Origin of the sequence: Pseudomonas sp. R62 (assembly GCF_000257605.1) — a bacterium.
Lineage (GTDB): Bacteria > Pseudomonadota > Gammaproteobacteria > Pseudomonadales > Pseudomonadaceae > Aquipseudomonas > Aquipseudomonas atacamensis.
This window is the reverse complement of record NZ_JH635998.1, coordinates 1779334-1791560: the sequence shown is the minus strand read 5'-3', so window position 1 is coordinate 1791560 and position 12227 is coordinate 1779334. Positions and strand designations below refer to the sequence as shown.

Sequence of the window (12227 nt, the reverse complement as noted above, 5' to 3'; positions counted from 1 at the left end):
TTTGGTCAGACGAAAACTATTTGAAGTCGTTCTGCCGCCACGCTTCGTACACGGCGACCGCCACGGTGTTGGACAGGTTCAGGCTGCGGCAGCCTTCGCGCATCGGCAGGCGCAGGCGCTGTTCGGCGGGCAGGGCGTCGAGCACGTCCGCTGGCAGGCCACGGCTTTCCGGGCCGAACAGAAACGCGTCGCCGGGCACGAACGCGGCATCATGGAACGGCCGCGAACCCTTGGTGGTGAAGGCGAACACACGCGGGTTGCCCAGACTTTCCAGACAACTGGCCAGATCAGCGTGACGCTGTAACGTGGCATATTCGTGGTAGTCGAGACCGGCACGGCGCAGGCGCTTGTCGTCCATCTCGAAACCCAGTGGTTCGATCAAATGCAGGTGGCAGCCGCTGTTGGCGCACAGCCTGATAACGTTGCCGGTGTTCGGCGGAATTTCTGGTTGAAAAAGGATGACGTGAAACATGCACGGCTCCGAAGGTAAAGATGAGCGGCATTCTACGCCGCCTGTGGACAACCGTTCGAAACTATTCCCGCGAGTCATCGGCTCGCTGGCGATTGTCGGCTTGATGATCGGCTTGATGATCGGCCGGCTGACTACGCCGGATCCGAGCGTGCTGGAGCAGGTCGAGGTTACCGATGGCGGCCTGGTGGTGTGGTTCAACAACGAGCCGAAGCTGCACGGCGAGATCATCGACGGCACCGTCGCGCTGCTGTTTCAGGCCGAAGGTCGACCGCAGAAAGGCCAGCTCAGGCTCAACGGCAAGGACGTCAACTGGCGCATGCGCAAGAGTGATGGCGGATTGTTGCTGACGGTGCTGGCAGCGCGTCCGTTGCGGGGCGACTGGGTCGGCAGCGAGGTCGATGATCGCTGGCGACTGGAGATCCGTTTGAGCGAGCCCTAGCGGCACTTCTTCATCACTGGGGCGCGCTCCCACACTTTTTGAGGTCGTTTCCCACTGCGACCGTCTTCCTTTCCCATCTCCAGCACGTGCTCGTGCACGCTATCGTTCGCCCCTACAAACGGCAGGATGCCGAAACCCGTCGTCCCCTTGCAGGAATGCAGGGGGGCGTCTTTTTCAAGGATGAAAATATGCCAGTCAAACCCCCTCGCGGTGGCGGTACCCACGTGGACGCCTCGGGCAGCCCACATCGGTCTGCAGACGTGGACACTTCGCTTCCCGGCCACTCGGGTCGCACAGGCGTCGATGTGGATATTGCTCAGCACCATTTGCTGCCGCGCGCCGGATCATCCACCGACGCCACCCTGGATGCCGTGCCCCCCGCCGCGGCCGTTGTAGTTCGCGCAATCGCGGAGGGTATTGGCCCGACCGCCACCCAGCCTTCGCTGGACAATTACGTCACCAACGCCCGAGCGGTACTTCCACAGGTCAACAGCGAAGGTTTGCGGGTGATCAGTCGGCGAACCTACGCAGACCTGGCCAACGGTGACCTGGTGCCTGTCGCCGTGGATCCTGCGACGGGTTTGTACCGAGCCCGGCGGCCAAGCGAGTTGCTCCCTTCCGGCCCGGTGATGCTGCGCGATGTGGACAGCGGACTCTGGTATGCGCGTGAAGTCGCGGAGCCAACTACCCGGGAACAGATCCGCACCTACCTTCCCGACGCGACCGACGAGGACGCGGATGCCTTCATCGCCCGGTTTGATGACAAGGACGTGGCAGAGCTTGAGCTCAAGCATATCCAGCTTGGGCTTGCGCTATTGGACTCGACGGGTTTTGACCTGCCGATCAGTCGAGGTTCCATTTCATCGGACAACGAGTTTCATGAGGCGCGGAATATGTGGGCGACGTTTCGCCAGGTGTACCGATGGCAAGGCCAGCCCGAGCAGCGCGTCTACCGTGATGGGCGGCTCGTGGGCTTCAACCTGGAAATCGATCTGACGATTTGGCCAGTTGCAAAGCCGCTTTCCTTGAAGTTCGGCTCAGTGGTTTCTCTGACTTTAAGAGGCCGTGGCCGGCTGGATCCGGACGTGTTTTGCGCACAATTTCCCAACCTTGAAAGCCTGACGATTACCAGTCAGGAAATCGGAGTGCAAGGCCGGTTTCAAGGATGGGACGTGATTAATTGGGTGCATTCAAAATTCAGTCTGGATTCGCGCTTTGCCGAGCAATTGAAAAGATTTCCGCGTCTGCAAAGGCTGCACTTGCAGGACTGTGAATTGACGTCTGACTTTTCCGTACGAGGCCTTGCCAGGCTACATGAGCTATGGCTTTGCAATACATTCGAGGCCCCGGTGAATAGCCTCGACATGCAAATGCGGCATCAGGAGCAAGTCACCTTTTTGCAAGTGGCAGCTGACCTCAGAGGGATGACTGAACTGCGAGTGCTGGATCTGAGCCGCACCGGAATACACCTGCTGCCTTCCGGTCTTGAAGCCATCGACGTGGCGTCGAAGCTTGAAGTGTTGAGACTGGGGGGCAATCCGCTTGCGGACAGCCTTTCACTCGAAAACATGACCGCACTGCAGGAGCTGGATCTTTCCAATACGCGATTGCAAAGATTTCCCGAGGGCATTACCGACAGGATTCCCGCAAGAGAACTGAATCTTGCGGACAATCACATCAGGTCGATTCCGGAATCCGTGGAGCTCAGAGCGGGCTTCAATCTCATCGGCAATCCGATTACGGACCCGGCCTCGCTACGGCGGTTGATACGAGCACGTGCCGAGACAGGCACCGATATCTGGCTTGGGCAGGAAAGCAGCGATGGGTCTGCCGATCTCTGGCTACGCAATGTGCCACAGGACCAGATAGCGGAAAAACAAGCGCTGTGGGACAGGCATAACGCCGCAATGCCACTGGCAGTGACCGGCATTCTTCGTCGGCTGAGTCGAACGCCCGAGTTTCACGTCGAACGCCCGCTGCTGCAGCGGCGTGTGTGGTGGTTTCTGGAAATGTATGACCGGGCCGACGCTACTGAGCGGGCGAGGCTCGACGCCATTCTTCATACGGAAACGAGTCCCGGGAGGATGCTGGACCGGCTGGAGAATGAAATCCGCAGCTATGACGCAGGGCGACAGAATCAACCGCTGCACCCTCTGCCCAAGCGTCCGCGTATTGCTTAGGGGGATGCAAACAGCGGGCGGCACGATGCCGACACTACTACCCCCTGCACAAAAGCCGGGGCAACTTTTCAAGGATGAAAAAACATGCCAGTAAAACCACCTCGCGGGGGCAGCACCCACGTTGATACGGATGTCCACACGTTCCCGAAGCGAAGCTCCGACAAGGATTTCATACCGGCGGATGTACCCGTCCGCGATGGCACGGTCCCCTGGGCTGGCCTCGATGATCTGAAGTCGCGAAGCACCAAACCTGGCGACGACGCAGGCCCGGTTGCGATCCTGCCGGCGCCGGTGCTCGAAGTTCGCCCGGCGCCGCACCTTGCTGCAAGCCCCGCTGTCATAAACCGGTCACTGGAGACCTACCGGATAACGTCAGCGATCGAGCTGCCTGATGCTGATAGCGAAGGCTTCAGGATGTACAAAAATCGCTGTTATGTTGACGTACCTGACAGTGGCCTCGTTCTCGTCGCAGTGGATCCGGATACAGGGTGGTATCGCGCTCGACATTCCAGCGAGTTGTTCCCTTCCGGCCCATGGATGTTGCGCGATAGCGAGAGCGGCATCTGGCATCCGCACAGCGACTTCAGCACCCGCACCAACCCCCTGACCGCCAAAAGCCTGGACGGCTTTCATGCCGGGCCGGATCTCAGCGGCGCGCAATCGGGCAGCGACGGCGTGATACGTCACGAAGGCAGGCTCTATGTGGTCATCCATGAACAGGCGTATCAGGTCATGCAGGATCTGGATGCCTCCCGCCCGGAATACAGGGTTTGGCGCCTGGTCAAACCCAACGATCCCGTCGCTGCCGACAGCGCGAATATCTACCGCGCCAGCCTTGGCGGTGAAACCCTGGCTATCACCCGCAGCGAGCAGAACACTTGGGTTTCCATGCTCACCGGTTTGCGCGGTGGGATGGACGGCGGTGCACAGGCGCCTGCCAACCCGTTCAACTTTCACCGCCCCTGGCTCACCGGCGCCGGCCCCTCAGGGGCACAACCGCCGGTTCTGGTTGCGACCACACGGGCGCAGGTCAAACGCTATTTTGCTGACGCGACGGATCAACATGCCGATGATTTCATTGCGCGATATGGAGAAGCGGGGTTGGCGGAAGTGGAACTCAAGCGGCTTCAGTTGGAGTTTCCTCGGTTGGACCGTGAGATCACTGCCTGGGAGACGGGCTACAAAGGCAAGGACAATGCAGAGCGCACGCGCCGGCTGGCAATAGGCGCCAACATGCGCCGATTGTTCAAGTGGCAGGGAGAACACTCGGAAAAAGTCTACCGAGACGGGCGGCTGGTCGGTTTCAAGCTGGAGCTCGACCTGGGAAGTCGGGGCAATCTCGCGCCGCCGGGTTTTTCGGTTCCGCTCAGAGCCGTCGTATCCCTGGTCCTGGAGGGAAGTCCCTCAAGAAGTCTGGGCAATGTGTTCTCGATGCTTTCCCACATTGAAACCCTCGAAGTACGCAGATTCAAAGGCAAGAGTCATGAACTGTTAAGCGAAATCGGTAAATTCCCGGCGTTGAAAGTCCTGACGATGCAGGAAGCCACACTCTGGCTCCCGTCGGTCACTCTTGAACATTTCACGCAACTGACCCGTTTGCGGGAGCTGAGCCTGACGCACTGCAGTATCTGGCCGCCTTTTTCGGTGCGCGGTATGACCGAGTTGCGGGTCTTGCGCGCACGTTCCTGTGGCCTGCGTCGTCCGCCTGACGGGGTGGGTGAATTGCCCGCGGCGTCAAGGTTGGAGGTGCTTGATCTGTTCCATAACCCCGATCTGACAGACGCGCCTGATGTGACTCATATGTCCGCATTGCGAGAGTTGAATCTGGCCCATAGCTACATATCTTCGCCGCCGCCCGGGCTTGATTTGCCCAGCGGTCCGACGCGGCTGGAGAAACTGGATTTGTCGCAAAGCCGGCTGGCTGTGGCGCCTTCACTGCGGGGAATGACGGCGTTGCTGGAGGTCGATCTCAACCGTACTCGTATAAAGAGTTTCCCGGACGGCGTTACATCCGATATTCCCAGGACGCGTCTGGATCTGGCCCATACCGGGATCAGCGCAATTCCTGAAAACATTGAGCTGAGAAAGGGTTTTGACCTCACTGGCAGCCCGATTGCCGACCCCGCTTCTCTGCGACGTCTGATAGCTGTACGTCGGCAGACGGGTAGCGATCTATGGCTGGGAAGAATCGAGGCTGATTTGGGGATCCATCACTGGATGCACCATGTTCCCCAGGCGCGACACGCTGAAAAGTCTGCGCTGTGGGATGCATTTGTCCTTGAAGCGAACTCCGCAATGATGAAACAAATCAGAAATCTGGTGCGTACGCCGGAATTTCAGGTTGAACGGCTGCTTTTGCAGCGCCGGGTCTGGTCGTTTATCGAGCGTTTCCAAAACGCCAGTTACGGTGAGCAAAGAAGTTTGCTGCGTATTGCAACTGATGAAGCCAGCCCTGGAAAAATGCTGGACAGGCTGGAGGAGGAAATAAGGAGGTCTGACCCGACGTGGCAAAACCAGCCCCCACATCATGCGCCCGGGCGCCCGAGACTCGAGTAGGGGCGGGGGCGCTGCAGTGTAAAAGCGGGAATCCCTGACCTGCCTGTATCAGGGTTCCCAAAAGCATGGGCTTCGCTTGCGGCGTCAGCCCGGTGTAAAGAGGGAACCCCCGGCCTGCCTGTACCAAGGATCCCAAAAGGGTGGACTCATCCGTTGCGGTCTGAGCCCGATGTAAAGAGGGGAATCCCCGGCCTGCCTGTACCAAGGTCCCCGAAACGGGTGGTGAAACGAATCACCTGAGATAGGTATTGCAGGGTGCGTGCCAGGTTTTAATTTGCTGAAACAAATAACGCTTTGGGAACGCGAAAGCCCCGGGACTCGGGGCTTTCGCGTTTTTGAATAAAGGGTTTTTCAGGTTTTTCAGGAGTAATTGTGGCGATACGGCTGTGCGCGATCGCGGGTCATTGTGCATTGATGCGGTGCACGGTGGCCCTCACCCTAACCCTCTCCCAGAGGGAGAGGGGACTGACCGAGTTGCCCGGTCAAGTTACGCCGACCTGATCTACCGAGCCGAACTCAGGCCTCGAAACCACCCGAGATTGCTCCCTTCCCCCTCTCCCCCTTGGGGGAGAGGGCTGGGGTGAGGGGGATCGGTCCTGAGTACACGACAACCCTTAAGCGTTAACCCTCTTCCCCCTCATCATCATCCCCACCATCAACCTTCATCCCCAATTCCTTGATCTTGCGCGTCAGGGTGTTCCGGCCCCAACCCAGCAGCACCGCCGCATCACGCCGACGCCCTGCGGTGTGCTTCAAAGCAGTCTCGATCATGATCCGCTCGAACGCCGGCACTGCGCTGTCGAGCAGGCTCGATTGGCCACGGGCTAGGGCCTGATCCGCCCACTGGCGCAGGGCCTGTTCCCAGTTGGTCACTGGCGCCGAATCCTGCGGCAGGTTGAGCAGTTCCGGCGGCAAATCGCTGATGTGCACTTCACGGCCGGAGGCCATGACGGTGATCCAGCGGCAGGTGTTCTCCAGCTGGCGCACGTTGCCCGGCCACGGCAGGTTTTTCAGGTATTCCTCGGTTTCGCTTTTCAGCAGCTTCGGCTCGACCGCCAGTTCCTGCGCGGCGCGGCTGAGGAAGTGCCGGGCCAGGGTCGGGATGTCTTCGCGACGATCCGACAGGCGCGGGATGTGGATGCGGATAACGTTGAGGCGGTGGAACAAGTCCTCGCGGAATTTGCCGGCGTGGACGAGCGTTTCCAGATTCTGGTGGGTTGCGGCGATGATGCGTACATCGACTTTCACCGGCACATGGCCGCCGACGCGGTAGAACTCGCCATCGGCCAACACGCGCAACAGACGCGTCTGGGTGTCCGCCGGCATGTCGCCGATTTCATCGAGAAACAGCGTGCCGCCGTCCGCCTGTTCAAAACGACCGCGACGCAAATTCGCCGCGCCGGTGAACGCGCCTTTCTCGTGGCCGAACAGTTCCGATTCCATCAGATCCTTGGGAATCGCCGCCATGTTCAGGGCAATGAACGGCGAGGCCGCGCGGGGGCTGTGGCGGTGCAGGGCGTGGGCCACCAGTTCTTTACCGGTACCGGATTCGCCGTTGATCAGCACGGTGATGTTGGAGTGGCTCAGGCGCCCGATGGCGCGAAACACTTCCTGCATCGCCGGCGCTTCGCCGATGATTTCCGGGGTGCGGGTCAGCGCAGGCACCACTTCCAGGCCTTGCTGTTCCTGCGCATGCTGGTTGGCGCGTTTGACCAGCGATACCGCCTCATCGACGTCGAAAGGCTTGGGCAGGTACTCGAAAGCACCGCCCTGATAGGAGGCGACAGCGCTGTCCAGGTCGGAGTGAGCGGTCATGATGATGACCGGCAGCCGTGGGTGCTGTTCGCGAATCCGTGCCAGCAGATCCAGGCCACTGGCGCCCGGCATGCGGATATCGGAAATGATCACGTCCGGCTGCTGCCGGGCCAGACGACTCATCACGCCATCGGCGCTGTCGAAGCTCTGGGTGGTCATGCCTTCCTGCTGCAAGGCCTTTTCCAGGACCCAACGGATAGAACGGTCGTCATCGACGATCCACACGGTTTCACTACGGCTCATGTCGATGTGGCTCCTTGTTCCAGTGGCAGGAAGATCGAGAAGGTGGTGTGGCCCGGATGGCTCTCACACTCGATCAGGCCCTGGTGCTGACTGATGATGTTCTGGGTAATGGCCAGGCCCAGCCCGGTACCGTCCGGGCGGCCGCTGACCATCGGAAAGAAAATGGTTTCCTGCAGTTCCGCCGGAATGCCCGGGCCGTTGTCGATGATCTCGATCTTGGTCACCAGACGATGGCGGATGTGGCCGATGGTGAATTGGCGCATGGCGCGGGTGCGCAGGCTGATGCGGCCCAGGCGCAGCTCGTTCTGGCTGCTGATCGCCTGCATCGCGTTGCGCACGATGTTCAACACCGCCTGAATCATTTGCTCGCGGTCGATCAATACGTCGGGAATGCTCGGGTCGTAATCACGCACCAGGGTGATGCAGCCCTGGCTTTCGGCCTCGACCAGATGGCAGACGCGTTCGAGCACTTCGTGGACGTTGCACATGGCCAGCGACGGCAGTTTGTTCGAGCCGAGCATGCGATCGACCAGATTGCGCAGGCGGTCGGCCTCTTCGATGATCACATTGGTGTAATCGCGCAGGCTGTCTTCCGGTAGCTCGCGGGCGAGCAATTGCGCCGCGCCACGGATGCCGCCGAGGGGATTCTTGATCTCGTGGGCGAGGCCGCGCACCAGCATCTTGCTGGTTTCCTGCTTGGACAACTGGGCCTCTTCCTTGGTGATCCGCAGCAGCCGATCACGTGGGTGCACTTCAAGCAAAAGCAAAGTCTCGCCGTTGCTGAGGATTGGCGTCACCGCGTAATCCACGGTCAGCGTCTGGCCGGTGAGGGCGGTGAGCATCGCTTCACGCTTGGTGAAAGGGTGCGCCTGCTCCACCGCCTGACGCAGGGAATTGAGCGCCTCGGGGGATTCGGTGAACAGCTCGCTGATGAACTGGCCGTGACTGCGCTGACCGCTGACCGCCAACAGCATTTCCGCCGCCGGGTTCATGTACTCCAGGCGCAGCTCGGCGTCGAGCAGGATGGTCGCCGTGGTCAGGTTGTCGAGCAGCAAACGGTGTATAGCGTCGCTTATGGTCATCTGGACCCCTTTTGGAGCAAGGCGTGCGCGAGAACAAAGCGCTGATGTCGGGAAAATGCAAAAACCAAACCAAGGCTCCGAAAAGAAGCGTTTAACCCCTGAAACAGGCGTTTGACGCGCGTTTGTATGGCACGAAGCCAGCTCAAACGGGAAGTTTCGAACCAAAATGGGTTGGGTTGTGGGCGAGATGCAGTTTAGTGCACCAATAGGGTGCGCATGCCCGGCAGACGTTAAAAGAAGCGCAGGAATGGGTTTTTCGGTTCGTCAGGTTTGTCCTTGAGCGGGCATTCCGGGCGCACACCATAGTCGTCGGCGACACAGGGTTTGACCTGACGTTTCTGCGCCAGGGAAATGCGCAGCATGTGGAACGGCTGATTGGCGGTGCGTTCCACGGTACGCCCGGCGGCGTCGAGGATTTCGATCGAAAGGCTGTGGCTGCCGCGATCGATATTGCTCAGCGCAAATACCGGGCTGACGCCGGGCTCGCCAGTGGCCTTGCCATCCAGCAGCAAGCGATAACGATGGCCGCTTTGCAGGCCCGGCTCGCTGGTGACGCTGACGATCAGCTCGCCGGCGCTGCTGCGCAAAGTGGCATCAGGCTCCGGGATCAGAATGCGCAGCATGTCGTAGTGAAAGGGCGCTGGTTCGGCGGATTTTTTCGCTGTGGTGATCGGCGCTGCGGTGTTGGCAGGGACACCCATGCGATTGCTTGTCGCGATCGGCACTCGCTTGGCGTTGGCGCGTGGCTGGTCGGTGTAGACGCGGTTGCCCTGTGCGTCGATGTAGGTAAAGACCTCCGCCGAGGCGGGCGTCGACATCAACACCAGGATGAGTGCCAGTCCCGCGCGAATCACGGCGTACGCACCCGTTGCACGGTGAAGACCGCTGGCGGGCTCTGCTGGATGACAGTCTGGCCGTCGATCACTTGCACGGCCAGGCGATGCTCGCCGCGATCGATGTTGACCAGTTGCAGAACCGGCACGTTGCTCGGCTGGCCATAGGGCTGGTCGTCGAGCAGCAGCCTTAATTGATGCGGCGGTTGCAGGCGCGGCTTGATCAGGACGTTGACCGTGAAGGTGCCGTTGTTGGCGCGCAGCGCCTCGTCAGTGGGCAGACCGGCGAGCTCGAGGATTTCATAGGCGTTGCGCGGTGGTTGCGGTTGTTCTGCGGTGGGTGCTTGCGGCGCGCTCGGTGCTTGCGGTTCGACCCGATTGAGCGGTGGCAGCTCGACCGGTTGCGCCTGCACGCCGTCCGGCGGCTGATTGCTGTACGCCGTGTTGCCGTTGGCGTCGGTGTACTTGTAGATCTGCGCGGCGGCGGGCAGGGCGATCAGCAGCAGAATGTAGAGAAACGTGCGACCCATGAAATCGACCGGGATTGGAAACGATGGGTAGCAGCATAGGACAGGTGGGGCGGTTGGCCAAAACCGTTAATAACTGGAATTGAAAAGACTGGTAGCCAAAACACGGATCGTTCCCACGCGAAGCGTGGGAACGATCAATGACACACCGCTTTCGCGAGCAGGCTCGCTCCCACACTGAAAATGCGCTGCGCCGGGCAATAAAAAAGGCCTCCCGAAGGAGGCCTCTTTTGTCACGCCGCTTTACGCAGCGCTACCGGATCAGCAGCTGTAGTACAGCTCATATTCCAGTGGGTGTACGAAGGTGCGAACCTTGATCTCTTCTTCCGATTTCAGCGCGATGTAAGCGTCGATGAAGTCGTCGGAGAACACGCCGCCCTTGGTCAGGAAGGCGCGGCCCTTGTCCAGCTCTTCCAGGGCTTCTTTCAGGCTGCCGCAAACCTGTGGAATCTCTTTCGCCTCTTCAGGCGGCAGGTCGTACAGGTTTTTGTCTGCAGCATCGCCTGGGTGGATCTTGTTCTGGATACCGTCCAGACCGGCCATCAGCAGTGCTGCGAAGGCCAGGTACGGGTTGGCAGCCGGATCCGGGAAGCGTGCTTCGATACGGCGGGCTTTCGGGCTCGACACGTAAGGAATACGGATCGAAGCGGAACGGTTGCGAGCCGAGTAGGCAAGCATTACCGGAGCTTCGAAGCCTGGCACCAGACGCTTGTAGGAGTTGGTCGCCGGGTTGGTGAAGCCGTTCAGGGCCTTACCGTGCTTGATGATGCCGCCGATGAAGTACAGAGCGGTATCGGACAGGCCGGCATAGCCTTCACCTGCGAAGGTGTTCTTGCCATCTTTCCAGATCGACATGTGTACGTGCATGCCCGAACCGTTGTCGCCGTACAGTGGCTTCGGCATGAAGGTCGCGGTGCGGCCGTAAGCGTCGGCAACGTTGTGCACAACGTATTTCAGGGTCTGAACTTCGTCGGCCTTCTTCACCAGGGTGTTGAACTTGACGCCGATTTCGTTCTGGCCGGCAGTTGCCACTTCGTGGTGGTGAACTTCAACCGACTGACCCATTTCTTCCAGTGCGTTGCACATGGCGGTACGGATTTCGTGGTCGTGGTCGAACGGTGGAACCGGGAAGTAGCCGCCTTTCACGCCTGGACGGTGACCCTTGTTGCCGCCTTCGATGTCCTGGTCGGACATCCACGAACCTTGCTCGGAGTAGATCTTGAACATCGAGCCGGAGATGTCCGACTTGAATTTCACCGAGTCAAAAATGAAGAACTCAGGCTCCGGACCGGCGAATACGGTGTCACCGATACCGGTGGCTTTCAGGTGCTCTTCGGCGCGCTTGGCGATCGCACGTGGGTCGCGATCGTAGCCCTGCATGCTCGAAGGCTCGATGATGTCGCACACCAGAATCAGGGTTGGGTCTTCGGTGAACGGATCGAGTACGGCAGTTTCGTCGACCGGCATCAGGATCATGTCGGAGGCTTCGATGCCTTTCCAGCCGGAGATGGAGGAACCGTCGAACATCTTGCCGACTTCGAAGAAGTCGTCATCCAGCGCATCGCGAGCCGGCATGGTCACGTGGTGCTGAGTGCCTTTGGTGTCCGTGAAGCGCAGATCAATCCACTTGACGTCATGATCTTTGATGAGTTGAACCGACTTCGACATAGTGTCCTCCGGGTGAATTAGGGCGGGTAGTGGATGCCCTTAATAATGGTGATGCCGGCGCGAATACTCTGCCAAGGCAACCTGCCTCACAAGGGAGCAAATTGCATGCCAGTGCCCCAGCATGGGTTTTTTGCCCCAAATTCACGCTTATTAAGGCGTGCGAGGTACTGAATCGACAAATCCCGCCCCTTAATGTTGCGTTTAAATTCAGAAATGACCTGTTTTGGTGCAAGCAAAACCTTCTGCACATTAACTGGTTAAACCTTGAGCAATTTCCGCTATAATCCGCGCCCCCCTTTTTCGGCTGGCCGTTCGCGCGCTGTTTTCATGAAACTTATCGTAAAAGTCTTCCCCGAGATCACCATCAAAAGCCGACCTGTCCGGACGAAATTCATCCGCCAGTTGGCCAAGA

Annotated in this window: 10 protein-coding genes; 4 read left to right on the top strand and 6 right to left on the bottom strand. The window is 59.5% G+C overall.

Going from position 1 to position 12227, the window contains the following annotated elements:
* Window positions 1–16: 16 nt before the first annotated feature.
* Window positions 17–472 carry a tRNA (cytidine(34)-2'-O)-methyltransferase gene (locus OQK_RS09180; RefSeq protein ID WP_016772113.1) on the bottom strand — a complete coding sequence of 152 codons (456 nt, stop codon included), beginning with the start codon at window positions 470–472 and terminating at the stop codon, window positions 17–19.
* Between OQK_RS09180 and OQK_RS09175 the strand changes: the two genes are divergently transcribed.
* The 3 genes from OQK_RS09175 (at window position 471) to OQK_RS28860 (ending at window position 5647) form a co-directional block, all read left to right on the top strand.
* The gene (locus OQK_RS09175; RefSeq protein ID WP_016772112.1) at window positions 471–911 is read left to right on the top strand and encodes a hypothetical protein; all 441 of its coding nucleotides are present in this window, start codon (window positions 471–473) and stop codon (window positions 909–911) included. The genes OQK_RS09180 and OQK_RS09175 overlap by 2 nt on opposite strands.
* 305 nt (window positions 912–1216) lie before the next feature.
* Window positions 1217–3091, top strand: a complete 1875-nt coding sequence (locus OQK_RS09165) for a leucine-rich repeat domain-containing protein (RefSeq protein WP_016772110.1) — start codon at window positions 1217–1219, stop codon at window positions 3089–3091.
* An 84-nt stretch (window positions 3092–3175) separates the two neighbouring features.
* Complete coding sequence (locus tag OQK_RS28860) at window positions 3176–5647, top strand: leucine-rich repeat domain-containing protein (RefSeq protein WP_016772109.1); 2472 nt, start codon at window positions 3176–3178, stop codon at window positions 5645–5647.
* A 621-nt stretch (window positions 5648–6268) separates the two neighbouring features.
* Here the strand turns inward: OQK_RS28860 and ntrC are convergent.
* The 5 genes from ntrC to glnA form a co-directional block, all read right to left on the bottom strand.
* Window positions 6269–7705 carry a nitrogen regulation protein NR(I) gene (ntrC, locus tag OQK_RS09155; RefSeq protein WP_016772108.1) on the bottom strand — a complete coding sequence of 479 codons (1437 nt, stop codon included), beginning with the start codon at window positions 7703–7705 and terminating at the stop codon, window positions 6269–6271.
* Window positions 7702–8787 carry a nitrogen regulation protein NR(II) gene (glnL, locus tag OQK_RS09150; RefSeq protein WP_016772107.1) on the bottom strand — a complete coding sequence of 362 codons (1086 nt, stop codon included), beginning with the start codon at window positions 8785–8787 and terminating at the stop codon, window positions 7702–7704. Before glnL ends, ntrC begins: the two co-directional genes overlap by 4 nt.
* Window positions 8788–9017: 230 nt before the next feature.
* Window positions 9018–9605 carry a DUF4124 domain-containing protein gene (locus tag OQK_RS09145; RefSeq protein ID WP_177318485.1) on the bottom strand — a complete coding sequence of 196 codons (588 nt, stop codon included), beginning with the start codon at window positions 9603–9605 and terminating at the stop codon, window positions 9018–9020.
* 32 nt (window positions 9606–9637) lie between these two features.
* Window positions 9638–10150, bottom strand: a complete 513-nt coding sequence (locus tag OQK_RS09140; protein WP_016772105.1) for a DUF4124 domain-containing protein — start codon at window positions 10148–10150, stop codon at window positions 9638–9640.
* Window positions 10151–10408: 258 nt separating this feature from the next.
* Window positions 10409–11815, bottom strand: a complete 1407-nt coding sequence (gene glnA, locus OQK_RS09135; protein WP_016772104.1) for a type I glutamate--ammonia ligase — start codon at window positions 11813–11815, stop codon at window positions 10409–10411.
* A gap of 327 nt (window positions 11816–12142) precedes the next feature.
* Between glnA and OQK_RS31985 the strand changes: the two genes are divergently transcribed.
* A partial coding sequence (locus tag OQK_RS31985) for a hypothetical protein (RefSeq protein WP_443216332.1) occupies window positions 12143–12227 on the top strand: 85 nt, incomplete at its 3' end.

Excerpts from the sequence above, each read along its gene's own strand:
- OQK_RS09175 (WP_016772112.1), top strand. The coding sequence starts at position 471 with ATGCACGGCTCCGAAGGTAAAGATGAGCGGCATTCTACGCCGCCTGTG.
- OQK_RS09180 (WP_016772113.1), bottom strand. The coding sequence starts at position 472 with ATGTTTCACGTCATCCTTTTTCAACCAGAAATTCCGCCGAACACCGGC.
- OQK_RS28860 (WP_016772109.1), top strand. The coding sequence starts at position 3,176 with ATGCCAGTAAAACCACCTCGCGGGGGCAGCACCCACGTTGATACGGAT.
- ntrC (WP_016772108.1), bottom strand. The coding sequence starts at position 7,705 with ATGAGCCGTAGTGAAACCGTGTGGATCGTCGATGACGACCGTTCTATC.
- glnL (WP_016772107.1), bottom strand. The coding sequence starts at position 8,787 with ATGACCATAAGCGACGCTATACACCGTTTGCTGCTCGACAACCTGACC.
- OQK_RS09145 (WP_177318485.1), bottom strand. The coding sequence starts at position 9,605 with ATGTCGACGCCCGCCTCGGCGGAGGTCTTTACCTACATCGACGCACAG.
- OQK_RS09140 (WP_016772105.1), bottom strand. The coding sequence starts at position 10,150 with ATGGGTCGCACGTTTCTCTACATTCTGCTGCTGATCGCCCTGCCCGCC.
- glnA (WP_016772104.1), bottom strand. The coding sequence starts at position 11,815 with ATGTCGAAGTCGGTTCAACTCATCAAAGATCATGACGTCAAGTGGATT.